General features: G+C 62.3%; 18 protein-coding genes. 9 read left to right on the plus strand and 9 right to left on the minus strand.

Annotation, left to right across the window (positions count from 1 at the left end; genetic code table 11):
* Positions 1 to 5613 (minus strand): putative Ig domain-containing protein, encoded by a 5613-nt coding sequence (locus PSH57_RS13455; RefSeq protein WP_305416650.1) that lies wholly within the window; start codon positions 5611 to 5613, stop codon positions 1 to 3.
* Between the two features lie 408 nt (positions 5614 to 6021).
* Between PSH57_RS13455 and PSH57_RS13460 the strand changes: the two genes are divergently transcribed.
* The 3 genes from PSH57_RS13460 (at position 6022) to hemN (ending at position 9326) form a co-directional block, all read left to right on the plus strand.
* Complete coding sequence (locus PSH57_RS13460) at positions 6022 to 6465, plus strand: CopD family copper resistance protein (RefSeq protein ID WP_305390051.1); 444 nt, start codon at positions 6022 to 6024, stop codon at positions 6463 to 6465.
* A 96-nt stretch (positions 6466 to 6561) separates the two neighbouring features.
* Positions 6562 to 7941, plus strand: a complete 1380-nt coding sequence (locus tag PSH57_RS13465) for an oxygen-independent coproporphyrinogen III oxidase (RefSeq protein ID WP_305390052.1) — start codon at positions 6562 to 6564, stop codon at positions 7939 to 7941.
* The gene (gene hemN, locus PSH57_RS13470) at positions 7938 to 9326 is read left to right on the plus strand and encodes an oxygen-independent coproporphyrinogen III oxidase (protein ID WP_305390053.1); all 1389 of its coding nucleotides are present in this window, start codon (positions 7938 to 7940) and stop codon (positions 9324 to 9326) included. The genes PSH57_RS13465 and hemN overlap by 4 nt, the downstream gene beginning before the upstream one ends.
* Positions 9327 to 9417: 91 nt before the next feature.
* Here hemN and PSH57_RS13475 read toward each other — a convergent pair whose 3' ends face one another.
* Positions 9418 to 12069 (minus strand): excinuclease ABC subunit UvrA, encoded by a 2652-nt coding sequence (locus tag PSH57_RS13475; RefSeq protein ID WP_305390055.1) that lies wholly within the window; start codon positions 12067 to 12069, stop codon positions 9418 to 9420.
* A 313-nt stretch (positions 12070 to 12382) separates the two neighbouring features.
* Here PSH57_RS13475 and nosR point away from each other — a divergent pair, with 313 nt between their 5' ends.
* Genes nosR through PSH57_RS13505 form a run of 6 tightly spaced genes read left to right on the plus strand, consistent with a single transcriptional unit; the run spans position 12383 to position 20169 of the window.
* Entirely contained in the window at positions 12383 to 14551 is a 2169-nt protein-coding gene (gene nosR, locus PSH57_RS13480) for a transcriptional regulator NosR (protein WP_305390056.1), read from the plus strand.
* A 52-nt stretch (positions 14552 to 14603) separates the two neighbouring features.
* Positions 14604 to 16523, plus strand: coding sequence for a TAT-dependent nitrous-oxide reductase (gene nosZ / locus PSH57_RS13485; RefSeq protein WP_305390057.1), 1920 nt, complete (start codon positions 14604 to 14606; stop codon positions 16521 to 16523).
* 26 nt (positions 16524 to 16549) lie between these two features.
* Positions 16550 to 17869 carry a nitrous oxide reductase family maturation protein NosD gene (locus tag PSH57_RS13490; RefSeq protein WP_305390059.1) on the plus strand — a complete coding sequence of 440 codons (1320 nt, stop codon included), beginning with the start codon at positions 16550 to 16552 and terminating at the stop codon, positions 17867 to 17869.
* Positions 17866 to 18783 carry an ABC transporter ATP-binding protein gene (locus tag PSH57_RS13495; RefSeq protein ID WP_305390060.1) on the plus strand — a complete coding sequence of 306 codons (918 nt, stop codon included), beginning with the start codon at positions 17866 to 17868 and terminating at the stop codon, positions 18781 to 18783. Before PSH57_RS13490 ends, PSH57_RS13495 begins: the two co-directional genes overlap by 4 nt.
* Entirely contained in the window at positions 18780 to 19610 is an 831-nt protein-coding gene (locus PSH57_RS13500) for an ABC transporter permease (protein WP_305390061.1), read from the plus strand. Before PSH57_RS13495 ends, PSH57_RS13500 begins: the two co-directional genes overlap by 4 nt.
* A 31-nt stretch (positions 19611 to 19641) precedes the next feature.
* Positions 19642 to 20169 carry a nitrous oxide reductase accessory protein NosL gene (locus PSH57_RS13505; RefSeq protein WP_305390062.1) on the plus strand — a complete coding sequence of 176 codons (528 nt, stop codon included), beginning with the start codon at positions 19642 to 19644 and terminating at the stop codon, positions 20167 to 20169.
* Positions 20170 to 20219: 50 nt separating this feature from the next.
* Here PSH57_RS13505 and PSH57_RS13510 read toward each other — a convergent pair whose 3' ends face one another.
* From PSH57_RS13510 to PSH57_RS13540, 7 genes are read right to left on the minus strand one after another with little or no spacing between them, the layout of a single operon-like run.
* A complete protein-coding gene (locus PSH57_RS13510; RefSeq protein ID WP_305390063.1) occupies positions 20220 to 21713 on the minus strand; it encodes a nitrite reductase in 1494 nt (497 codons plus the stop codon).
* Positions 21710 to 22540: a uroporphyrinogen-III C-methyltransferase gene (gene cobA / locus PSH57_RS13515; protein WP_305390064.1), complete on the minus strand. Its 831-nt coding sequence runs from the start codon at positions 22538 to 22540 to the stop codon at positions 21710 to 21712. The genes PSH57_RS13510 and cobA overlap by 4 nt, the downstream gene beginning before the upstream one ends.
* Positions 22541 to 22577: 37 nt before the next feature.
* Positions 22578 to 23774: a heme d1 biosynthesis radical SAM protein NirJ gene (nirJ, locus tag PSH57_RS13520; RefSeq protein ID WP_305390065.1), complete on the minus strand. Its 1197-nt coding sequence runs from the start codon at positions 23772 to 23774 to the stop codon at positions 22578 to 22580.
* Entirely contained in the window at positions 23774 to 24391 is a 618-nt protein-coding gene (gene ahbB / locus PSH57_RS13525; protein ID WP_305390066.1) for a siroheme decarboxylase subunit beta, read from the minus strand. The genes nirJ and ahbB (PSH57_RS13525) overlap by 1 nt, the downstream gene beginning before the upstream one ends.
* Positions 24366 to 24809 (minus strand): Lrp/AsnC family transcriptional regulator, encoded by a 444-nt coding sequence (locus tag PSH57_RS13530; protein ID WP_305390067.1) that lies wholly within the window; start codon positions 24807 to 24809, stop codon positions 24366 to 24368. The genes ahbB (PSH57_RS13525) and PSH57_RS13530 overlap by 26 nt, the downstream gene beginning before the upstream one ends.
* Positions 24802 to 25314 (minus strand): siroheme decarboxylase subunit beta, encoded by a 513-nt coding sequence (gene ahbB, locus PSH57_RS13535; protein ID WP_305390068.1) that lies wholly within the window; start codon positions 25312 to 25314, stop codon positions 24802 to 24804. Before ahbB (PSH57_RS13535) ends, PSH57_RS13530 begins: the two co-directional genes overlap by 8 nt.
* Positions 25311 to 25769 (minus strand): Lrp/AsnC family transcriptional regulator, encoded by a 459-nt coding sequence (locus PSH57_RS13540; RefSeq protein ID WP_305390070.1) that lies wholly within the window; start codon positions 25767 to 25769, stop codon positions 25311 to 25313. Before PSH57_RS13540 ends, ahbB (PSH57_RS13535) begins: the two co-directional genes overlap by 4 nt.
* Position 25770: the final 1 nt, after the last annotated feature.

The raw sequence follows: 25770 nt of genomic DNA on the forward strand, positions 1-25770 counted from the left end.
TCAGGCCGTGAAGTCGCTGGCATGCAGCTCCTTGACGCCCACCAGTTCGAATTCGAACTCGGCGCTGGCGTCGGCATTGACACTGCCATAGAGGATGCCATCGGCAAAACGCAGTTGCCCGGTGGCATCGGCTCCAAAGGCGTTGCTGCCAATGAATGTGAACGTGTCGATATCGGCGGTCAGCGGATTGGCGTCCAGCCCGCTGAAGTCCAGTTGGTCGAACTCCGTGCTCTTGAAGCCGCTGATGACATCGCGTAACGCCCCGACGCCCATATCCGTCAGCGCGTTGAAGGCGTATGTGTCAGCGCCCGTGCCGCCGGTCAGGCTGTCAGTGCCTGCGCCACCGATCAACCGGTCGTCGCCCGAGCCACCCACCAGCGTATCGTCGCCCGCCCCACCGTTGAGCACGTTGGCACCGCTGTTACCCGTCAGGTTGTCAGCGTGGGCACTGCCGGTCAGGTTCTCGACAGACTTGAAGGTGTCGAGGCCCGAACCCACGGTGTTCTGTTGCGCGGAGGTGGAAAGGGTGGCCGTGACACCGGCCATGGCCCGTTCAAACGACACCGTGTCATTGCCATCGCGGCCGTCCAACACGTTGTTGCCGGCCCCGGCGAACAGCGTGTTGTCCAGCGCATTACCCGTGCCGTTGGCGGCGTCGGGGGTATCGATGTACAGGTTTTCGACGTTGTTGCCGAGGGTATAGGCCGTCAGGCTGCTGTGTACGCTGTCGATCCCGCCGGACACTGGGTTGCTGTTGGTTTCGATCACCGCATCGTCGCTGTTGTCGACATAATAAGCGTCGTTGCCATCGCCCCCGCTCATGCTATCGGCCCCGGCGGCGCCATCGAGCACGTTGTTGGCGGCATTGCCGGTGATGAAATTGCGTCGCTCATTGCCGGTGCCATCAATGTCCGATACACCCGTGAGCAGCAGATTCTCCAAGTTGTCGCCCAACGTCCAGCTGACCGAGGACTGCACCGTGTCGATCTGCGCGGTGGAGGTGTTGCTTTCGACCACGCTGTCGAACGCGTTGTCGACCACATAGACGTCGTTGCCGTCGCCGCCGGTCAGGCTGTCGGCGCCCAGGTCTCCATCCAGCGTGTCGTTGCCCGAGCTGCCGACCAGCGTGTCTGCCTGGTCAGTACCGGAAATCATTCCGCCTTCGTTCTGGGCATCGTCGAATATGTCCTGCACGCTGTTGTTGTCATCAGGATTGCCCTGGAAACCCAAGTCATCGGCGATGTAATCGGCCAGGCGCTGGCCAACGATTTCCGCCGACTCCTCGTGCAAGTGCCAGACGTCGTCGGGATACACCAGCGGATCGACTTCGTAGCGCAGGGGCAAGTCGGTGTAGTCCACCGCCAGCTTCACGTCCGCGCGCTCGGCGGCGATGGCCTCCTGGGTGGCGCGGACATAACCGACACCTTCGACAATGTCAGCGATCTTTTCTTCCGAATAGCCACGGGCACGCGCCGCGTCCTGCTGGTAATGCCCGGTCTCCATCAGGTACACATTGAAACTGCCGAACTGGGCGTGCAGGTAATCAAACACCGCCAGTGTCGCGGTCTTGTAGGCCGCCGCCGCAGCTTCCTTGTCGGAGGCACGGGCGATTTCCTGGGCCGCTTCCTCGCCCTGGCCCCAGACGATGCCCAGGGTGACATTGTCGATGGCCCGAAGCTCGGCAAGCTGATCCTGCAACAACGCCACGGCGCGTAACAGCGCAGGCCCCGGTTGGTTGGTGTCGGTCAGCCACCAGCACAACTTGAGCTCCTCGGCACCCAGGGTCGACAGGCCATTGACCGTACTGCCACCCACCGCGATGTCGATGCCATTGCCGTCGGCATCGTCAAACTGACTGCGTACGTCATAAGGGGTGTACTTGCTCAGGTCATTGACCAGCATCGAGGTACCGGACTGATCGTCGTCCTCGCTCATGCGCAGCAGGCGCGCGTTGGATTGGCCGAGGGTCGGCAGGTAAAGGATGTCCTGTTGGGCGCGCTCGCCGAACACGAAGTCATCGGCGGTCAGGGTGTCGAGGTAGTTGCCGCTGAGGGCGATTTCGAAGCGATTGCCGTCGGCGTCGGCTTCGCTGGATTTGACATAGGTCTTGTCGCCGGCCGAGTTCAGGGTCATGTACAGCGTGCCGTTGCTGCCATTACCGAGGCCGAGAAAGCCCAGGCCGGAGACATCGATCTGGTCGACGCCCACGGTGAAGTCGTAGATCGTGTCCGTGGCTGTGACGCCGCCGGTGTCGTAGTCGCGATAGCTGTCGAGCACGTCGGTGTAGCGGAAGGTATCGGCGCCGTCGCCGCCGTACAACGAGTCGCGTCCGGCGCCGCCGTCGACAATGTCCGCGCCAGTGCCGGCCCTGATCGTGTCGTTGCCACCCAGGCCGAGGATCAGGTCCGCGCCCGCGGTGCCGGTGAGGGACTCGGCGTTGTTGGTTCCGGTGATGGTATTGGCCGGCGCATCGGCCACTGCCAACGCAAAACTGTCGCTCACCGAGGCACCTGACGGATCGGTGGCCTTGACCAGTACGTTGTAGTTGCCTGCCGCGGTACTGGTCGGCGTGCCGGTGAACGTCAGATTGCTGGCATTGAAGCTCAGCCAGGCAGGCAGGGCGCTGCCGTCGGCCAGGGTGGCGGTGTAGGTCAGTACATCCTGATTGGCGTCGCTGAAGCTGTCGGCGGTCACGGTGTAGGTGAACGGTGTGCTTTCGGTGGCGTTCTGGTCGAGCAGGGGGATAACCACCACGGGCGCCACATTGCTGGGGGTGTTCTGGTCGGCGAAGACGAAATGACTGGCAGTCAGGCTGCTGACCAGGTTACCTGCCAGCGACACTTCGAAGCGGTTGCCGTTGGCATCGACAGTCAGGTCCTTGAGGTACGTGCGGTTGGTCGAGCTGCTGTAGGTCACCAGCAGCGTGCCGCCCTGGCCATTGCCCAGCCCAGTGTAGCCGAGGGCCGATACATCGATTTTGTCGGCGGCCACATCGAAATCGAGAATCTGGTCACTGGCGCTGGTGGAACTGGTGCGGTAGCTGTCGAGCTTGGAGGTGTAGCTGAACACGTCGGCACCCGCACCGCCGGTGAGTTTGTCCACGCCAGTGCCGCCCACCAGAATGTCGTTACCGGCGCCTGCGTTGAGCGTGTCGTTACCGGCGCCCCCAAACAGTTGTTCGTTGGCTGCGGTGCCGGTCAACGTGTCGTTGTTCGGCGTGCCATTGATCACGATGGGCGCGGCCGGAACGTCCTGCACCGCGAGGGTGAAGCTGTCGCTGACAGTGGCGTTGCTGCCGTCGGTCGCCGTGACCTGTATGGAATACGTGCCCGATGCCGTATCGCTTGGCGTGCCGCTGAATGTGCGGCTGGCGGCATCGAAGACCAGCCAGCCGGGCAGGGCGCTGCCATTGGCGAGGGTGGCGGTATAGCTGAGGCTGTCGTTGTCCGGGTCGGTAAAACTGGTGGCCGGCACCACGTAGCTGAACGGAGTGTTTTCGGTCGCATTCTGATCCAGCAACGGCGTGGCCAGCACCGGTGCCTGATTGGTGGGCGAGGCCGTGGCGAAGACAAAATTGGCGCTGGTCAATGTGTCGAGGTAGTTGCCTTCCAGCGCCACTTCGAAGCGGTTGCCATTGGCGTCGGCGGACAGCGACTTGATGTAGGTCTTGGTCCCGGCGCTGTTGAGCACTACGTACACGGTGTCGTTCTTGCCGTCGCCAAGGCCGGTGAAGCCCATGGCCGACAGGTCGATCTTGTCGGCGCTTGCATCGAAGTCGGTGATCAGATCGCCCAGGTTGACGCCGCCGGTGTCGTAGTTGCGGTAACTGTCCAGGCGATTGGAGAACACAAAGGTATCGGCCCCAGTGCCACCGGTGAGGGTGTCCTTGCCGGCACCGCCGTCGAGCTTGTCGTCGCCCGCGCCACCACTGAGGCTGTCGTTGCCCGCCAGGCCCAGCAGGGTGTCGGCCGACTCGCTGCCGATCAGCGAGTCACTGCCACTGGTGCCGGTGATCACCCGGTTGAAGATGAAGTTGCTGGCCGTCAGGGTGCTGGTCAGGTTACCCGACAGAATCAGCTCGAAACGGTTGCCGCTGGCGTCGGCATCGTAATCCTTGATGTAGGTGCGGTTGCTGCTGGCGCTGTAGCTGATCTGCAACGTGCCGCCACGGCCATTGCCCAGGCCGGTGAAGCCCAGACCCGCGAGGTCGATTTTGTCCTGGGTGACGTCGAAATCGGTGATGGTGTCATCGAAACTGGTGGTGGCGTTGCGGTAACTGTCGGACTGGCTGGCGAAGCGGAACGTATCAGCGCCGGTGCCGCCAGTCAGTCTGTCGAGGCCGGCGCCACCCACCAGGATGTCGTCTCCCGCGCCGCCATTGATGGTGTCGTTGCCGGCACCGCCGTAGAAAAGCTCGTTGGCGCCGCTGCCCAGCAAGGTGTCGTTGCCGGCGGTACCTTGCACGGTGGTCACCGGTACCGTGGCGCTGACATAGCTGCCGTCGCCATAGACCAGCGTCGCGCCCTTACTGGTGTGACTGATGGTGTTGGCGATGATCGCATTGCGGTCGGTGCCGTCTTCGTTGCGCTCGGCAACGCCGTAGGTCGACAGGTCGCTGCCGCTGATGATGTTGCCCTGGATGAGGTTGTCGCTGCCGTTGAAGTAGCGGCCGGACACGCCCAGGGTGTCGTCGTAGGACTGGATGATGATTTCCGGTACGGGGTTGCCCAGGGAATTGTTGTTGAGGGTGTTGTCGATGACTTCAACGTGGTTGCTGCCGTAGATGCGAATCCCCGCGCTGGCGTTGTCGTGGATGTCGACGCCGCTGACGGTGACGTCGCTGGACAGCTTGATCAGTACGCCTTCGCCGCCGTTGCCATACACCTCGCCGCCGGTGATGGTGATGTTGCTGGGGGAGGGAATGTCCTCGCTGCCTCGCTGTACCACGATGCCGTTGCCGCCGTTGTTGTAGGCAACATTATTGGTGAGGGTGAAGTCGTGGGTGCTGGTGACGACGTTGAAACCGTGGCGGTCATTGTCGTAGGCGACATTGTTTTCAAAGGTGCTGTCGCTGAGAAAGTCAGCGACGAAGCCGTCCAGACCGTTGCCATGGGACACGCTGTTCTTGATGACCATGTTGACGGTCTGCTCGTGGGGGTCGAAACCGTACCCGGAGCAATCCTTGATCTCGACGCTGTCGAGGGTGACGTTGGAATCGTAGCCTTCTTCGCCGGGAATGTAGCCGTTGAACCAGCCGTCGATCTTGCCGGTGGTGTTGTCGCGGTTGCCGTCGATGGTGAGATGGCTGACGCCGAAGTCGTGGGTTTCCTCACCGTAGGCCGAACGGATGATGCCGGTGATCTTGGTGTCGGAGCCGTCGGCCACCTTGACGGTGGTTTCGCCCATGCCGTCGCCGTACAAATAGACGTTGCTTTTGAGCATCAGGCAGCCGTCTGAGGGTTCCTCGCCGGCCGAAACGATGTAGGTCCCGGTCGGCATGTACACCTGCCCGCCGCCTGCGGCAGCTGCCGCATCAATGGCACTTTGTATCGCCGCCGTGTCGTCGGTGATGCCATCTCCTTTGGCGCCAAAATCTTGTACGTTGAAAATCATGAGCTTATCTCCGTATCGGGCTGGAACCACGGTAGAAGCCAATATTCCATCGGCGGCCACCGAGTTATGACCCACAGGAGCGCGAAAGTTGTGACCGCATATCGGCTGAGCGTCAAAAAAACCAACGGGCTGATCAACGGTCGGAACGACTTCAGCAACAGGTAACGTTCTGTTGACGCTTTTTGGCGCAAAACCCTTGTGGGAGCGAGCCTGCTCGCGATCGCGGTGTGTCAGTCGATAGGGATGCAAGCTGAACCGACGCTATCGCGAGCAGGCTCGCTCCCACAGGTGTGGCACGGCGGGTATCGGGATTTGGCTTTCCTTGATTGGCATCAACCCCCCCAGGTCCGCCCGCAGGATAACCTCGAATAAACCATCGCCCGATGATCAAGGGCGACCGAGGAGCCTATGAGCTATCCGCTGTTTCTGACATTGCACCTGTTTGCCGCGCTGATTTTCATTGGCACGGTGTTTTTCGAGGTGTTGTTTTTGGAGAGCATCCGCAAACAGTTGCCCGCCAAAGTCATGGTGCTGTTGGAACAGGGCATCAGTCGGCGAGCCCGGCAGTTGATGCCCTGGGTATTGCTGACGCTGTTCGGTGCGGGCGTCGCCATGGTCTGGCTGCGTTACTGGTCGGTGCTTTCAGCCCCATTGGCGTCCTCGTTTGGTTTGCTGCTGGGGCTCAAGATTGTGTTGGCGTGCAGTGTGCTGGGGCATTTCCTCTGGGCCATGTGGCTCTTCAGAAGCGCGCGCATGAACGCCCGTTATGTGCAGATTATCCATACCAGCGTGTTCATCCATCTGGTGGCGATCGTGCTGTTGGCCAAGGGTATGTTTTACCTGACCTGGTGAGCAGTTCCGGTACGCATTCAAGGCGCTTGATACAGGTCAAGGCGACCCACCGGGTTAAGTCCGACACTGTGCCTGCGCAGCCATTCGGAGATTGTCATGTTCGACCTGTTCCACACCCTCGGCGATCGACCCCCGCCCCTTACCCCGGCGGTGGCTGATCTCGATTGCCCGGTCGGTACGCGCAAATTCCATACGGGGGTTGGCTCGCTTGATCTGCTCCGGGAGTTGCGCGACAGCCGTTCTAAACGGCGGCCGCTGTCCCTGGCGGTGCATCTGCCTTCGCGCTTGCGTTTGTCATCGTGTTCGCCCCTGGCGAGCGTGTGCCGGTGTGGCGAGATCGAGGGCTATCTGCAACACCTGACCTATGAAATCGGCCTGGTCGGTTGCCACTTGGGTGCAGGGCGTCGGGTCGAGGCGTTCTGCCTGACTGGCGGCACGCCGGTGATCGCCCATTTGCAGCGGCTGATGGATGATCTGCGCAAGCGCTTTGAGTTCTGTGAATACGACAGCGCCGAACACAGCATCGAGGTCGATCTGCATCACACCGACTGGTCCACCATGGGGCTGATTCGCGACCAGGGGTTTACCCACGTCAGCATCGGTGTGCCGGACATTGGTCTGGACAGCGATTTGTCCGTGGATTGCTATCAGAACCCGGCACCGATTCATTCACTGATCGATGCGGCGCGAACCTTCGGTTTCCGTTCCATCAACATCGACCTCGGTTATGGCCATGCCTGGCAAACACCCCACAGCTTCGCGCGCAAACTGGCCACGCTGATCGAGCTGGAGCCAGACCGGCTGCAGGTGTTCGACTACGCCCATGCGCCGTATCGCTATCGTTCAAAAAAACTTCAGGCCACGGGTGCCTTCAGCAGCCAGGCCGATACAGACACCATGCGCCGGATCTGCTGCGAGCAACTGACCGGTGCGGGTTATCACTACATCGGGCTGGGGCAGTTCGTCAGGGCAGACGATGATCTGGCCGTCGCCCAAGAGCACGGACGCCTGCATCGCAATTGCCAGGGCTTCACCCGGCGCGGTTGCTGTGACCACTTGGGTTTCGGCCTGTCGGCCATCACCCAGATCGAACACTTGTACGTGCAGAACACCGATGACCTGCTTGAGTACTGCCGGCAGTTGGACGCCGGGCAGTTGCCTGTGTGGCGCGGCTGGCGCTGTGAGGCGCAGGACCTGCTCAGGGCCGCGGTGACCGAGCAACTTTCCTGCGACCTGGAGCTGGATATTCCGGCCATGGAGGCGCGGTTCGGGCTGGTGTTGCGCGATTATTTCGCATCCATCTGGCCACAGCTGGAGGCGTTGCGCAGCAAGGGTTTGATCGACTTGACCAGCCGTTTTATCGGCATTTTGCCCGCCGGGCGCCTGAGTGTGGATGCGATCTGCAATCTGTTCGACCCAGATCCGCACGACGCAGGCGTTTTGCCCGGCCCTTTTGACAGGTTGACCCCATCATGAACGCTGCCTCCGCTTTCAATCGCGCCCTGGTCGAGAAGTACGACCGTCCGGGGCCGCGCTACACCTCCTATCCGACGGCACCGCAGTTCCATCAGGCGTTTGCCATGGATGAATACCGCCAGGCCGCCGAGCTGAGCAACCAGGCCCCGGTGCCCAAGCCCTTGTCGGTCTACATCCATATTCCGTTTTGCCAGAGCCTTTGCTACTACTGCGCGTGCAACAAAATCATTACCCGCAAGACCCATCGCGCCACTGAATACCTGACTTACCTCAAGCGCGAAATTGCCCTGCAGGCGACGTTGTTCGATCGCTCGCGCAAACTGACTCAACTGCACCTGGGCGGCGGTACACCGACCTATCTGACCCATGAGCAACTGGCCGAGCTGATGGACTGTCTGCACCAGGCGTTCGACATGGATGACAGCGATGCCCATGAGTTTTCCATCGAGGTCGATCCGCGCACTATCGATGCGCAACAGATCCAGGGGCTGCGCCAGCTGGGGTTCAATCGCCTGAGCTTCGGCGTCCAGGATTTCGATGCCCAGGTGCAGGCCGCGGTCAATCGGGTGCAGAGCGAGGCACAGGTTGTCGAGTTGGTGGAAGCCGCCCGCGTGGCGCGTTTCAAGTCCGTCAGCGTTGATCTGATCTACGGCTTGCCGCTGCAAACCATTGCCAGTTTCGATGTCACCCTGAGCAAGATCATCGCCCTGCGTCCCGACCGGATTGCCGCCTACAGCTATGCGCATCTGCCGCAACGGGTGCGGGCGCAACGGATGATCCGGCCCGAAGACATGCCGCCGCCAGAACGCAAGCTGGAGTTGCTCGAACTGACGATCAATCGTCTGACCGAAGCCGGTTATGTCTACATCGGCATGGATCATTTTGCCTTGCCGGACGACGAGCTGGTACGCGCCCGGGCCCAGGGCACGTTGCAGCGCAACTTTCAGGGGTATTCCACCCATGCCGATTGCGATTTAATCGGGCTGGGTGTGTCCTCGATCGGTAAGGTCGGTGACAGCTATGGTCAGAACGTCAAGGAGCTTTCCCAGTATTACGCTCGCCTGGATCAAGGCCTGCTGCCAGTGCAGCGCGGCTATCGCCTGAGCGACGATGATCGGTTGCGCCGCGAGGTCATCAGCGAATTGATGTGCCATGGACGGATCGATTTCGCCCGGATCCAGATCAGTCACGGTGTGGGTTTCAACGCGTACTTTGCCGATGCCCTGGTCCGGCTTCAGGAGCTGGTGCGCGACGGACTGCTGGAGATCCACCCCGACTCACTGGTGCTGCTGCCCCAGGGGCAATTGATGATGCGCAACGTGGCGATGGCTTTCGACGCGTACTTGGGCGTGGACCAGACGGTGCAGTATTCGCGTACGGTTTGACGTCATGACGAGAGCTGGCCCTTCCCGCTGGCTGCGCAGCCAGCGGGGATAAATCCCCTTGCCACAGGGAGTGCGCCAGGCAGGTCGCACTTCAATTTCCGGGTTGCAGCACTCTGCCCAGAAAGGCCGCCGTTCGACTTTCCTGACATTCGGCGACCTTCGCCGGAGCCCCGCATACCACGACTTTTCCGCCTTGGTTCCCAGCGCCCGGGCCGATGTCGATGACCCAATCACTCTGCGCAACTACGCGCATGTCATGTTCCACCACAACCACGCTGTGGCCTTCATCCACCAGGCGATTCAACTGCACCAGCAAGCGATCCACGTCCTGGGGATGCAAGCCGTTGGTTGGCTCATCCAGCACGTACAAGGTGGCGCCCCGGGCTTTGCGTTGCAGCTCGGTCGCCAGTTTGATGCGCTGGGCCTCGCCGCCGGACAGTTCCGTGGCCGGTTGGCCCAAACGCAGGTAACCCAGCCCGATATCCTGCAGCACTTGCAGTGAGCGCTTGGCCGATGCCTGCTCGGCAAACACCTCAAGCGCCTGGTTCACGGTCAGTTGCAACACCTGAGCAATGTTCAGCCCCTGCCAGTTCACTTCAAGGGTCTGGGGGTTGTAGCGATCCCCGTGGCACGTGGGGCAGGGTGCATACACGCTGGGCATGAACAACAACTCGACGCTGACGAAGCCCTCGCCCTCGCAGGTTTCGCAACGGCCTTTGGCGACGTTGAAGGAGAACTGTCCGGCATCGAAACCCAGTTCCCGCGCCTGCGGCGTGGCGGCGAACAATTTACGTACGTGATCGAACAGCCCGGTGTAGGTGGCGAGGTTGGAGCGCGGGGTGCGGCCGATGGGTTTCTGGTCCACCTGGACCAGTCGCTTGACCGCCTCGAGCCCGGCGGTGACGTGGCCACTGCTGGTTTGCAGCGGTTCATCCTCCAGGCTTTGTTCATCGGCTTCGGCGTTGTGGCTGGCCTGGCCCAGATGGCTGCCCACCAAGTCCAGCAGGGCCTGGCTGACCAGGCTGGATTTACCCGAGCCGGAAATGCCGGTCACAGCGCTGAAGCAACCCAGGGGAAAGGCGGCGCTCAGGTTATCCAGATTGTTGCGGGTGATGCCTTCCAGGCGCAACCAGTCCTTGGGTGTCCGAGGCGTACGCCCCGTAGCGCTGTCCTCGGCAAACAGGTAGGCACGGGTGCGTGACTCCGGTACCTGCCGCAGGCCGGCGGGTGGGCCGCTGTAGAGGATTTTCCCGCCTTGTTCACCCGCGTCGGGGCCGACGTCGATGAGCCAGTCGGCGCGGCGCATGGTGTCCAGGTCGTGTTCGACCACAAACACTGAATTACCCGAGGCCTTGAGGCGTTGCAGGGCCTGGAACAGCGCTTCGCTGTCGGCCGGGTGCAGGCCGGCAGAGGGTTCATCCAGCACATAGATCACGCCGAACAGCTGGGAGTTGAGCTGGGTTGCCAGGCGCAGGCGTTGCAGCTCGCCGGAAGACAGCGTCGGTGTGCTGCGCTCCATGGCCAGGTAGCCGAGGCCCAGATCGATGAGGGTGACGATGCGCTCCAGCAATTCAGTGGCGATGCGTTGGGCGGCCAGGCGTTTTTCCAGGGAAAGATTGTGGGTGTGGCGTGCATCAGGCCCACCGGCGTGGGGATTTTCACCGCGGGCGGCGCGTTGCTCGCGGGCCTCTCGGGTTTGCTGGTGGGTGAGGGTTGTTCCCGGTTCCTCGGCTTGTGCCAGATAAGCGGGGGCGGCAACGCCCTTGAGCACCTCGGCCAGCTCCAGCAACGGCAGGTGGGACAGTTCGGCGATGTCCAGGCCGGCGAAGGTCACCGTCAGCGCCTGGCGCTTGAGGCGTTTACCCTCGCACACCGGGCAAGGGCTGGCGCGCATGTATTGCGCCACGCGTTTGCGCATCTGGGCGCTTTGGGAGTGCATGAACGTGTGCAGCAGGTAGCGTCGGGCGCCACTGAACGTGCCTTGATAGCTGGGTTCGAGTTTGCGCTTGAGGGCCGTGCGGGTCTGGGCCGGGGTGAGCCCGGCGTACACCGGGACGGTTGGGGTTTCTTCGGTGAAGAGAATCCAGTCACGCTGCTTTTTCGGCAGGTCGCGCCAGGGGATGTCGACGTCATAACCCAGGGTCACCAGGATGTCCCGCAGGTTCTGGCCCTGCCAGGCCATGGGCCAGGCCGCCACGGCGCGCTCGCGGATGGTCAGCGAAGGGTCCGGCACCATGGACGCTTCGGTCACTTCATAGACCCGACCCAGGCCATGGCATTGCTGGCAGGCGCCCTGAGGCGTGTTGGGCGAAAAATCCTCGGCGTAGAGCATGGGTTGCTCGGCCGGGTAGCTCCCGGCCCGGGAGTAGAGCATGCGGATCAGGCTCGACAAGGTGGTGACGCTGCCTACCGAGGAGCGTGCGCTGGGGGTGCCGCGCTGTTGTTGCAAGGCCACCGCTGGCGGCAGGCCTTCGATGCTGTCCACGTCCGGCACGCCCACCTGGTCGATCAGGCGTCGGGCATAGGGTGCGACGGACTCGAAATAGCGGCGCTGGGCTTCGGCATAAAGCGTGGAAAAGGCCAGCGACGACTTGCCCGACCCCGACACGCCAGTGAATACCACCAGGGCATCGCGGGGGATGTCGACGTCGACATTTTTGAGATTGTGTTCGCGGGCGCCACGCACCCGGACGAAGCCGGTGTTTTCAGGCAATGGGGCGGTGGGAGCGGAGCGTTGGGGCATGGAGCGTTCCTTGGTGTGCGTTTGCGTAGCGCATTGAGGCTTTACTTGCGAAACGGCGGCACGGGGAGAATGGCGCCTGAGTCACCGCGCTGACAAGTATCCGACCGGGTTGATTGACGCTCGTGCAATAAAAATGCGCCGGAACAGACCCGCAGAAGCGCTGCTCCACGGTGGTGATCTTCACTGGCTCCAGCGTCGAACTGCTTTTGTGTTGGTCGCGGCAAATTTTCCCAAGTTGATTTCAATCAAGGGCCGAGCATGGGCGCGGCCCCTACCATGAGCGCCAAGTTCCTGTCCCCAAGACCTGGCGTCCATGACCCGTCCTTTTGTGATATTGCCCCCATCCCGTTTCTGGCTTTATGGACTGTCGGTTCTACTGCTTTTGTTCACCAGCCTTGCCCAGGCCAGGGACTACGGTGACACCCCGCAACAGCGCATCCACCACGTCCTGAAACAGACCGACGCGATCTCCGAACCCGAAGGGCCGTACAAGGTGCGCAGGCTGTCCGCTGCCGGCAAGGTTCTGGGATACGTGTTTCAAAGCCTCGACGTTGTGGACATTCCCGCTTACTCGGGCAAGCCCATCAACGTCCAGGTGATCCTCGACCCGGCTGGTGTGATCCTCGATGCTTTTGTGCTTGAACACCACGAACCGATTCTGCTGATCGGTATTGCCGAAGAAAAGCTCCACGCTTTTAGCGCCCGCTACAGCGGCATCAAGGTCAACCAACGGGTGGTGGTGGGGCACTCCAGTGACCCGAATGCGGTGACGGTGGATGCAATTGCCGGCGCCACCGTGACGGCGATGGTGGTCAATGAGGTCATCATGCGCGCCGCTCACGATGTCGCGGTCTCCCTGGAACTGGTCAAGGGTGACGCGGGGCTGGCGGTGGCGCCGGCCCGGGTGCGTGAAGACCTTTACGAACCCGCCGACTGGACGACCTTGACCGGTAACGGCGCGGTGCGTCGCCTGCACCTGACCCGCGGCCAGGCGGACGCTTCCTTCAAGGGGACCGAGGCCGAGGGAGTGGAGGCCGCCAGCGCCGAGCAAGCAGACGCCACCTTCATCGACCTGTACGTCACCCATCTGAACCCGCCCACCATCGGCCGCAACCTGCTGGGCGAGGCGCAATACCGCACGCTGATGGCCGAGCTCAAGCCCGGCGAGCAGGCCATCGCCGTGATGGGCAGCGGTCGCTATTCCTTCAAGGGTTCGGGGTATGTGCGCGGCGGCATTTTCGATCGCGTGCAGGTGCGTCAGTTCGGCGATGCCATCAGCTTTCGCGACCTGGACTTCCAGCGTCTGGACGATGTGGCGGCCGCGGACATGCCGGAGTTCGACGAGATGGCGATCTTCATCGTCCGCGCCGCCCACCGTTTCGACCCGGGTTCGCCCTGGAGCCTGGAACTGCTGGTGCGTCGTCAGACCGGGCCTGTCAGCGGCACCTTCAGCAGCTTCGAACTGACTTATCAATTGCCCGAGCCTTATCTGGAAAGGCCATTGCCGACGGCTGAGCAGTTGGCGGCGGCCGAAGAGGCCAGCCGACCGATGTGGTTGACCCTCTGGTACCAGAAAAGCCTCGAGATCACCGTACTGGGTGTGGCCCTGCTGGTGCTCACGGCGATCCTGTTCCTGCAGGATGCGCTGGCCCGGCGACCGAAACTGCTGCACTGGCTGCGTCGCGGCTACCTGATGTTCACCGTGGTGTTTCTTGGGGGTTATGCATTGGCCCAGTTGTCGGTGGTCAATGTGCTGACCTTCGTTCACGCCCTGTTCGAAGGCTTTCGTTGGGAACTGTTCCTCACCGACCCGCTGATTTTCATCCTCTGGGTGTTCACCGCCGCCAGCATTCTGCTGTGGGGGCGTGGGGTGTTCTGCGGCTGGTTGTGTCCGTTCGGTGCGCTGCAGGAGTTGCTCAACGAACTGGCGCGCAAGCTGAAAGTGCCGCAGTACGAGCTGCCGTTCGCCGTCCACGAGCGACTCTGGGCAATCAAATACATCATTTTGCTGGTGCTGTTCGGCATCTCGCTGGAGTCGATGTCCAGCGCCGAACGGTTGGCCGAGGTGGAACCCTTCAAGACCGCCATCACCCTCAGGTTCGACCGTCAGTGGTGGTTCGTGGCGTATGCGCTGGGTCTGCTGGTGATCAACCTGTTCACCCGCAAAGTCTATTGCCGCTACATCTGCCCGCTGGGTGCCGCCCTGGCGATGCCGACCCGGCTGCGGCTGTTTGACTGGCTCAAGCGCCGCAAGGAATGTGGCAACCCCTGCCAGCTGTGCGCCAAGGAATGCGAGATCCAGGCGATTCACCCCGATGGCCGGATCAACGCCAACGAATGTCACTACTGCCTCGATTGCCAGATGACCTGGCACAACGAAAACAAATGCCCGCCACTGATCAACAAGCGCAAAAAGCGCGGTAAGGCGAGCGCGACCGAAGCGCAACTGATTCCCGTGGTGCAGGTGAACCCGGCGCCTTGAGACCCCGAATGTCCTGTCCCTTGACCCTTTCATTCTTCATGGAGCACACAGCATGAGCGATAAAAAAACCGAAACCAGCGGCGCGGTCGAAGAACCCAGGGGCGTCAGCCGTCGAGGCTTTTTGGGCACAAGTGCGGTGACCGGCGCGGTGCTGGCCGGCGCCACGGCGTTGGGTGGCGCGGTGTTCAGCCGTGAGTCCTGGGCCGCAGCGGCCAAGGAAGCCAAGTCCAAAGTGCACGTCGGCCCCGGCGAGCTGGACGACTATTACGGTTTCTGGAGCGGCGGCCACCAGGGCGAGGTGAGGGTGCTGGGTGTGCCGTCGATGCGCGAGCTGATGCGTATTCCGGTGTTCAACGTCGACTCGGCCACCGGTTGGGGGCTGACCAACGAAAGCAAGCGCATCCTGGGTGACAGCGCCAAGTACCAGAACGGCGACTGCCATCACCCGCACATCTCCATGACCGATGGCAAATACGACGGCAAATACCTGTTCATCAACGACAAGGCCAATTCCCGGGTCGCGCGCATTCGCCTGGACATCATGAAGTGCGACAAGATTCTCACCGTGCCCAACGTACAGGCGATTCATGGCCTGCGCCTGCAAAAGGTGCCGTACACCAAGTACGTGTTCGCTAACGCCGAATTTGTCATCCCGCACCCCAATGACGGTCGCACGTTCGACCTGCAAGACAAGAACAGCTACACGATGTTTAACGCCATCGACGCCGAAAAAATGGAAATGGCCTTCCAGGTGATCGTCGACGGCAATCTGGACAACTCCGACGCCGACTACACCGGCAAGTACGCCGCCAGCACCTGCTATAACTCCGAGAAGGCCTACGACCTGGGCGGCATGATGCGCAACGAGCGCGACTGGGTGGTGGTGTTCAACATCCCGCGCATCGAAGCGGCGATCAAGGCCGGCAAGTTCATTACCCTGGACGGCTCCAAGGTGCCGGTGGTCGATGGTCGTAAAACCGATGGCAAGGACAGCGCGTTCACCCGCTACATTCCGGTGCCGAAGAACCCTCATGGGCTCAATACCTCACCGGATGGGAAATACTTCATTGCTAATGGCAAGCTGTCGCCCACCGTTTCGATGATCGCCATTGACCGGCTGGATGACCTGTTCGACGACCGCTACAAAGACCCGCGCGAGGTGATCATCGCTGAACCGGAATTGGGCCTGGGGCCGTTGCACACCACCTACGACGGGCGCGGCAATGCCTACACCACCTTGTTTATCGACAGTCAGGTGGTGAAGTGGAACATGGACGAGGCCATCCGCGCCTACAAGGGCGAGAAGGTCAACTACATCAAGCAAAAGCTCGATGTGCAGTACCAACCCGGTCACAACCACGCGTCCCTGACCGAAACCAGCGAGGCGGACGGCAAATGGCTGGTGGTCTTGTGCAAGTTCTCCAAGGACCGCTTCCTGCCCACCGGTCCGTTGCACCCGGAAAACGACCAGTTGATCGACATCTCCGGCGAAGAAATGAAGCTGGTACACGATGGCCCGGCCTTTGCCGAACCCCATGACTGCATCCTCGCCCGGCGTGACCAGATCAAGACCCAGAAGATCTGGAGCCGCACCGATCCGTACTTCGCCGACACCGTGGTCTTGGCCAAAAAGGATGGCATCAACCTGGAGACCGACAACAAGGTCATCCGTGACGGTAACAAGGTTCGGGTCTACATGACCTCGATGGCACCGGCCTATGGCCTGACGGAGTTCACCGTCAAGCAAGGCAACGAGGTGACGGTGACGATCACCAACATCGACCAGATCGAAGACGTCTCCCACGGCTTTGTCATGACCAACCACGGCGTGAGCATGGAGATCAGCCCGCAACAGACCTCGTCCATCACCTTCATCGCCGACAAGGCCGGTTTGCATTGGTACTACTGCAGCTGGTTCTGCCACGCCCTGCACATGGAAATGGTCGGGCGCATGCTGGTTGAAAAGGCCTGAGTCGGCTCATCGAGGAGACAGGTTCAATGACCGGTAACCAGCAACGGCCCACGGGTTACGCTCGCGCACCGGTCATTGCCCTGGTGCTCCTGGGACTGTCGGGCGGCGCGCTTGCAGCGCCGCAGCCGATCACCGACCTGCCTTTACAGGCCGACGGTGAACAGCAATGGCGCCTGCCCGCGGGGCAATACCGCGGGTCGTTCAGCATCGACCAACCCATGAGCCTGACGTGTGCGCCGGACGCCGTATTTCAGGGGCAGGGCCAGGGCAATACGTTGATCATTCGCGCACCCAACGTTCAGGTCCAGGGCTGCACCTTCCTGGACTGGGGGCATGACCTCACGGCCATGAATGCTGCGGTGTTCATCCAGCCTGTCGCCCAGGGGGCGGTGGTTCGTGGCAACCGCCTGCAGGGCCAAGGCTTCGGGATCTGGGTCGATGGGGCGCGGGATGTCAGCCTGATCGACAACCGCATCCAGGGCGATCCCGGGCTGCGCTCCCAGGACCGGGGTAACGGCATTCACTTGTACGCAGTACACGGTGCCCGGGTGATCGGCAACCACGTACGCGAGACTCGCGACGGCATCTACATTGATACCTCCAACGGCAACCTGCTTGAGGGCAACATCCTGGAGGACCTGCGCTACGGCGTGCATTACATGTTCGCCAACGACAACCGCCTGGAGGGCAACGTCACCCGGCGCACCCGCACCGGTTATGCCTTGATGCAAAGCCGGCAACTGACGGTCATCGGCAACCGTTCCGAACAGGATCAGAACTACGGGATCCTGATGAACTACATCACCTATTCCACCCTGCGCGACAACGTCGTCAGCGATGTTCGCGACGGGTCCACCGGCGACACCATGATCACCGGTGCCGAGGGCAAGGCCCTGTTCATTTACAACTCGTTGTTCAACTGCATCGAAGGCAATCATTTCGAGCGCAGCGCGGTGGGCATCCACCTGACCGCCGGCTCGGAAGACAACCGCATCACCGGCAACGTCTTCGCCGGCAACCAACGCCAGGTCAAATACGTGGCCACACGGTTGCAGGAATGGTCGGTGGACGGGCGCGGCAATTACTGGAGCGACTACCTGGGCTGGGATCGCAACGGCGACGGTCTGGGGGACGTGGCCTATGAACCCAACGACAACGTCGATCGCCTGCTGTGGCTGTACCCCCAGGTACGGCTGTTGATGAACAGTCCGGGTATCGAGCTGCTGCGCTGGGTACAGCGGGCGTTCCCGGTTATGAAATCCCCGGGGGTGATGGACAGCCATCCATTGATGCACGCGCCGCTCCAGCCCCCGCCACGCAACAGTGATCAGGAGGACGCGTCTTGAACGTCGTCGAGATCGAAGGCGTCAGTCAGCGCTACGGCAATGTCGCCGTGTTGCGCGAGCTGAACCTGAACCTGGCCCAGGGCGAAGCGCTCGGCCTGTTCGGGCACAACGGTGCGGGCAAGACCACGACCATGAAACTGATACTCGGTCTGCTGCAGGCCAGTGAGGGTCAGGTTCGGGTATTTGGCCGCGAGCCGAGTGATCCGGGCGTGCGCCGAATGCTCGGTTACCTGCCGGAGAACGTGATGTTCTACCCGCAGTTGAGCGGCCTGGAAACCTTGCGCCATTTCGCCCGGCTCAAGGGCGCGGCGCCAGAGCAGGTCGACCGCTTGCTGGAGGAGGTCGGGCTGACGGAAGCGGCCAGGAGGCGCGTGCGTACGTACTCCAAGGGCATGCGCCAGCGCCTGGGGCTGGCCCAGGCCTTGCTCGGCCAGCCGCGGCTGCTATTGCTGGACGAACCCACCGTTGGCCTGGACCCCATTGCCACCCAGGATCTCTATCAACTGCTCGATCGCCTGCGCTGGCAGGGCACCAGCATCATTCTTTGTTCTCACGTCTTGCCTGGCGTGGAAGCGCACATCAACCGCGCAGCAATTCTCACCCAAGGTCGTCTGTTGGCCCTGGGCAGCCTGGACCGGTTGCGCGAGGACGCGGGGCTGCCGACGTTGATCCGCGCCTCGGGTCTGTCACGGGCCGATTGGCTTCGCCAGCATTGGCGCAGCGAAGGGCACGCCACCCAAGGCTGGGGCGCGCAAGGGCTGCAGGTGTCCGCGCCGGATGGCAGCAAACTCAAATTGCTGCGCCAGTTACTGGCCCAGGATGATCCGGCGGATGTCGAGATCAAACCGCCGTCCCTGGAAGACTTGTACCGCTATTACATGGTTCGCGCGGCGACCGAGGAGGCCGGCTCATGAACCCGATCTGGAACATGGCCCGCAAGGAATTCAGTGACGGCTTGCGCAACCGCTGGTTGTTGGCGATCAGTCTGTTGTTCGCTGTGCTGGCCATCGGCATCGCCTGGCTTGGCGCGGCGGCGTCCGGCCAGCTGGGTTTTACCTCGGTGCCGGCAACGGTGGCGAGCCTGGCCTGCCTGGCAACGTTCCTGATGCCGTTGATCGCGTTGCTGCTGGCCTATGACGCGATTGTCGGCGAGGACGAGAGCGGCACCTTGCTGCTGTTGCTGACGTATCCGTTGGGGCGCGGCCAGTTGCTGCTGGGCAAGTTTGTCGGTCACGGCCTGATTCTGGCGCTGGCGACCCTGATCGGCTTTGGTTGCGCGATGTTCGCCATCGCCCTGCTGGTGGACGATATCGAGCTGAGCTTGCTGCTCTGGGCCTTTGGCCGCTTCATCGTCTCCAGCACGCTGTTGGGTTGGGTTTTTTTGGGGCTGGCCTATGTGCTGAGCAGCCTGTCGGCGGAGAAATCCACCGCCGCCGGCCTGGCGCTGGGGGTGTGGTTTTTCTTCGTGCTGGTGTTTGACCTGGCGTTGCTGGCACTGCTGGTGCTGAGCGAGGGCCGCTTCAGTGCGGACCTGCTGCCATGGCTGTTGCTGTTCAACCCCACCGATGTGTATCGGCTGATCAACCTGTCGGGGTTCGACACCGGTTCCAACGGCGCGGCAGTGCTGACCCTGGGCAGCGACCTGCCGGTGCCCGGGCCTTGGCTCTGGCTGTGCCTGTGGTTGTGGATGGCTGTGCCGTTGTGGCTGGCCTATCGATTGTTCAACCGCCGGTGCCCGTGAATTCTGATCTTGATAAAGGGAGCATGTAACGATGAACAGGCTGTATTCGAATACGGGCCGAGTCCTGGCCGGGGTGTTGGTGTGCCTGGCGCTGGTGGCATGCGGCAAGACTGAGCCGCCACCGGCCACTGAGGCGGTGCTGGCGTTCCACCCCAGCGACGAGTGCCATGTGTGCGGCATGGTCATCACGGATTTTCCCGGACCCAAGGGTGCGGCAGCGACCGCCAGCGGCGTGAAAAAGTTCTGCTCGCCGGCCGAGATGCTCGGTTGGTGGCTGCAGCCGGAGAACCATCGGGCCGACGTCCAGCTGTACGTCCACGACATGGGGCGCAGCCACTGGAATACCCCGGATGATGCGCACCTGATCGATGCGCGGACCGCCTATTTCGTCATCGGCTCCAAGCTCAAGGGTGCCATGGGCGTCGTGCTGGCCACGTTCGCCGACGTCCAGGCGGCGGAAAAACTTGCCAGCGATACCGGCGGCCGGGTGCTGCGCCTGGAAGACATTGATCAGAAGCTGCTGGGACAGGCAACCGCCATGTCGCCGATGAGTCATTGAACCCGCAACCTGCTCCCGCTGAGGCGAGCAGGTTTGCCCTTATCACCCGTTCAGTGAGACGTACCTTCGGCAAATTCGATCTTGTTGCCCACGTTGTATTTGCCCGAAGGTTTGTTCATGGGCAGGCGTTTGATTTCCTTGAGGGTGTTGCTGTCATAGACGATCAGCGCGCCATCGGTGTCCCAGATGCTCAGCAGCAGGTAACGGCCGTCATGGGTAAATTCGACGTGGGCGGCGGTTTTGCCGGGCATGGGGCGCAAGGTGTGGGCGATTTCCAGGGTTTGTTTGTCGATCAGGTGGATGGCATCGTTGCCGGCGGCGAAGAACACGTCAGTCCAGGCATAGCGTGAGTTGGCATGGCTGCGCAGGAAGAAACCCGGCCCGAGGGTAGGGATCTGCCGGATGACTTTCCAGGTGTTGATGTCGATCACCGACACCAGTCCTTTGCTGATGTTGGGGGTCGCGAACACCCAGCGGCCATCGCGCTGCCAATAGGTGCCCGAGCCCAGGTGCGGCATGCCCGGCAGACTGATGTCGGTGACCACCTGGCCACTGTCGAGATCGATCACCTGTCCACCCTGGGCCTTGCGCGAGGTGGCGAGCAACTGGCGGTAGTCGGGTGAGAAGGAAAAATCGTCCAGATGATCCTGGACCTTGATGCGCCTGGGCAGGAAGTCCGGGTTCGGACCGGTGGACAGTTCCCAAACCTCTTCCACATCCTTGAGTGCGACGATGAAGCTGTTGCGCGGCGCAGCGGTGTAGACCGCGCTGACCCGCGAAGCCTGGCCATCACTGCCCAGCGTCGCGATCGTCTTGACCAGTGACAAGTCCCTTGCATCCAGCACCGCCAGATTGCCGGGTAGCGAGTTGCCCACCAGCACCCAGCGACCGTCCTTGCTCACCGCCAGGTTGCGAGTATTGAGCCCGGCCCGCACCTCGGCAATCAGTTTGAGGTTGTGCAGGTCATACAGACTGATCCAGCCATCGCGCGACGCCAGGTAGACAAAACGTCCGTCCGGGGAAAACTTGGGGCCGCCATGCACTGCAAAGTGCGAGGCGAAGCGCGCGAGCACTTCGAAGCGATCCCCGTCGACCACCGCGACATGGTGGTCGCCGGCTTCCACCACCACGAACAGGTTCAGCGGGTCCGCCCTGTGTTGGGGGTGGTCGGGCAATGTGGCGACGTCCACCAGCACCCGATGGCTTTGGCGAATATCCTCTTCATTCCAGTTTGGCGCGACGGCGGGCGGGCGCTGGAGATAAAGCGCCAGGGCGTCGATTTGCGCAGGCTCCAGCAGCGCACCGAAGGCCGCCATCTGACTGGCCGGGCGACCGTTCTCGATCACCTGGCGGATTTCGCTGGGTTTGATCCGGCCCAGGCTCTGGGGCAGCAACGCAGGCCCGGCGCCGCCGATGCGATTCACACCATGACATTGTTGGCAGAGCTGCTGGTAATTGCGCTCGGCCTGTTCCAGCTCGGCGCCGGTGGTAACGGCGCCATGGCTTGCACCGATCCACAGCATCGCAACCCAGCAGCGTCTCATAGCGCCACCTTCAAAGCCTGGGGGATGGGATGAACGCGCGCTGGATGCTGCATTGGCTGCTGGGCAAACAAGCCGACCACCTTACCGATCACCGTCAATGTCGGCAGGCCTTCGACGCAATCCAGTGCCATGGCCGGCAGTTGTTGCAGGGTGCCACGGAGCACTTGCTGGTCGGGACGAGTGCCGTTGCTGATCAACGCCGCCGGCGTATCAGCGGCCAGGCCTGCCGCCATTAGCCGCGCGGCAATGCTGCCCAGGTTCGACAAGCCCATGTAGAACACCAGGGTCTGGCTGTCATCCGCCAGGCTTTGCCATGGCAGGTTCAAATCACCTTCGCGCTGCAAGTGGCCGGTGATGAAACGGCAGGAGTTGACCAGGTCGCGATGGGTCAGCGGAATGCCGGCGTAGGCGCTGCAACCGGATGCGGCAGTGATACCGGGTACCACCTGGCAATCGATGCCACGCGCCAGCAAGTATTCCAGTTCTTCGGCACCGCGACCGAAGATGAACGGATCGCCGCCCTTGAGCCGGACCACCCGCTGCCCCTGATCCGCGAGGTCGGCCAGCAATTGGTTGATCTGTGCCTGGGGCAGGCTGTGGCAACCGGCGGCCTTGCCGACGTAGTGCCGGGCGCAGGTCAGCGGGATCAGGTTCAGCAGTTGCGCACTGATCAGGCGGTCGTAGACCACCGCGTCGGCCTGCATCAACAGGCTCCAGGCACGCAACGTCAGCAGGCCCGGGTCACCGGGACCGGCACCGACCAGCGCGACTTCCCCCGGTCTGAAGGACGATTGCAGGGCAGCGGGCAGAACGATAGAGGCAGACATGGGACTTCCTTGGTTCATCATCAGGTTCGCCGTCGGGTTATCGGGCGCAGGGCAGTGCAACGCTGGGAATCAAAGCGCTGGGGAGCGCGTGCAAGCCAATTTCGTCATCGCTGAGGTGGCAGCCGGGGTCCTGACCCCACAGGTCGCCGTCGGCCCAGGCGCGTGTGCGGGTGTTGCCGTTGCAGATGGCCAGCCAACGACACTGTCCGCAACGGCCACCTACGGTGCGCGGATGCTCGCGCAGTTTTTGCAACAGCGCGTCGGGCCGTTCGAGCCAGAGTGTGCGAAAGGGGGTCTGGCGCACGTTGCCCACCGAGTGCTGCCACCAGTAAGTGTCGGGATGTACCTCACCGGTGTTGTCGATGTTGGCAATGCCGCTGCCCGAGGCGTTGCCGCCCCAAGCCTTGAGCATGCGTTCCAGTTCGGCGTAGTGATGGGGCAGGCGCCAGGCCACCCATTGCAGCAACAGTACCGCATCAGCGTCGTTGTTACCGCTGACGAAGTCCGTGTCGCGACCGTGCAGGATGTCGCTCCAGGCTCGCTCGAAGATCAGGGTCATGGCCTCGCGGCTCATCTGTTGCCGGGCGTCGAGCTGGCGACTGCGCTTGCCGCGACCGCTGTAGTTGAGGTGCGACAGGTAGAATTTCTGCACGTCGTAGTCAGTCATCAGATCCAGCAGTCGCGGTAACTGGGCGTGGTTCTGCTGGGTCAGGGTGGTGCGCAATCCGACCCGGATCCCTCGTTCGCGACACAATCTGATGGCCTCCATGGAACTGGCGAAACTGCCTTTGAGCTGGCGGAAGGCGTCGTGAGTCGCTTCCAGGCCATCGATGCTGATGCCCACATAATCGAAGTTCGCCGCCTCGATCTGGCCAATGTTGCTCGGGTCGATCAGCGTGCCGTTGGTGGACAAGGCCAGGAAAAATCCCTTGCGCCGGGCATAGGCACTGAGCTGGAACAGATCCTCGCGCAGCAGCGGCTCGCCACCGGACAGGATCAAGACCCGTACGCCCGCGTCATGCAAATCGTCGATGACCTTGAGCGCAGCCGCCGTGTCCAGCTCATCACGAAACACGCTGTCGGCCGAGGTGGCGTAGCAGTGTTTGCAAGTCAGGTTACAGCGCCTGAGCAGATTCCAGATCACCACCGGTGGCCGTGTGCTGCCCGGTGGCGCAACACGCGGCGCGGGACATTGACCGGCCAGGGCGCGCAGGTAGTGGCTGATCCTCAACATCAGTCGCTCCTTCGTTGTGGGAGCAAGGCTTGCCCGCGATGCGGTCCCTCAGAAACCGAGGCGGCTGTTTCGCGAGCAAGCTTTGCTCCCACAGGCGACAGGCGCAGGCCGGTCTTTTTCAGAATGCGACTGCTCACCAGCATGTCGTCGGCGCGACAGGCGTCACCCAGCAGATAGCGCAGGTGCTCGCGGTAGCTGTCGATCTCCTCGCGGCTGCGGCCGTGGACCATGGCAAACAGGTTGTAGCGCCAACCGGCCCGGCGCGGGCGGCGGTAGCAATGGCTGACAAATGGCTGCGCACCCAGCAGCGCGCCCAGGCGCGGCAAATCGGCGTCGGCCACATCCCAGACGGTCATGCCGTTGTGGCGATAACCCAGGCGATAGTGATTGGGCACCGCGGCGATGCGACGGATCGCGCCTTCGGCCTGCAAACGCTTGAGCAGGTCGAGGGTCGACTCCACACTCAGCCCCAGCTGCTCGGCCAGCCAGGCCCAGGGATCTTCGAGCAAGGGCAGACCGTCCTGGGTCAGTTCCACCAGCCGCAAGGCCAAAGGCGTTTCATCCAGGTGAGGTGGCGTCTGCGGCAACGGCTCAGACCGGGAAATACAGGCCGACATGGTAGGTCTCCTCCTTGGGCAGGTTCAGCGGCTCCAGGCCGGTCAGGCGTTCGATACGCAACAAGGTGTCGCTGATCGCCTGTTCGCTGGGGCAAGCAAGCACGAACCACATGTTCCAGGTGTGCTCGCGGCGGTAGTTGTGGGCCACTTCGGGCATGGTCGCGAGCAGCTCGGCGATGGTCTCGAAACGCGGTTCGGGCACCGCCAGCGCCGCCAGGGTGAACGCGCCGCCCAGATGGTCGATGTCGAACATCGGGCCGAAGCGGGTGAGTACGCCGTCGTTGAGCATCTCGTGCAGCCGGTCGAGCAGTTCGGCACTGCTGCTGTCCAGTTCATCGGCCAATGCTTGCCAGGGATGGCGTACCAGCGGCAGACCCAGTTGCAGGCGATTGATCAGGCGTCGGTCCAGGTCATCCATCGATACGGGCTCCGGCCGGTGCGGCGAAACGCCCGCCGCATTGCTTGAACAGGTGCGTGCTGAACAGCAACTGGCGGGGCAGGTCGTCCAGCAGGTGTTCTTCAAGCAGCGCCAGGACCTGGGCCTCGACACGGTCGCGCTGGCGACCGTGAATCATGCAGAACAGGTTGTATTGCCACTGGGGCAAGCGTCGTGGTCGTTGATAGCAAAGGCTGATGCCTGGCGCCTGGCCGAGGCGACGACCGACTTCATCGACCAATGCATCCGGCACGTCCAGCACCAGCATGGCGTTGGCGGCAAAACCCAATGCGCGGTGATTGACCACCAGGCCGACGCGGCGGAACAAACCCTGTTCATGCCAGTGGTGCATCTGGTCGAGAACCTGTTGTTCGCTGGCGTCGATCTGCTCGGCCAGGGCCTGGAAGGGGCGTGATGTCAGGGGCAGGCCGGTCTCCAGCAGACGGCGCAGTTGCAGTGACTGGTGCTCACTCAGGGTCGTGTTCATGGGGTAGCCTCCAGGGCAAAGCCCAGGTCGATGCGGTAAGCGGTGAGCATGGGCAGGTCCAGCGGCGTGAGGCCGGTGTCGTCTTCCAGTTCCCGGAGAATGTTGTCCAGGTGGGCACGATCAGGACCGGTCAGCACGAACCAAAGGTTGTAGCGATGTTCCCGGGCGTAGTTGTGATTGACTTCCGGGTATTGGCTGACGCGCGCCGCCACCTGGTGCAATCGGTCCACGGGCACCGCCAGGGCGGCGAGGGTGCTGGCGCCGGCTCGGGTGTGTTCGAACACCGGACCGATCCGCGACAGGGTGCCGGCCAGTTGCAGGTGCTGCAGGCAATCGAGCACCTGGGCTTCGCTGCAACCCAGGGCATCGGCCATTGCCCGATAGGGTTCGGCGCACAACGGCAGGCCATGCTGGAACTGATCGATCAGGCGGCGGGCGAGTGGGCTTGGTGTCATG

Source organism: Pseudomonas hefeiensis, assembly GCF_030687835.1.
Lineage (GTDB): Bacteria > Pseudomonadota > Gammaproteobacteria > Pseudomonadales > Pseudomonadaceae > Aquipseudomonas > Aquipseudomonas hefeiensis.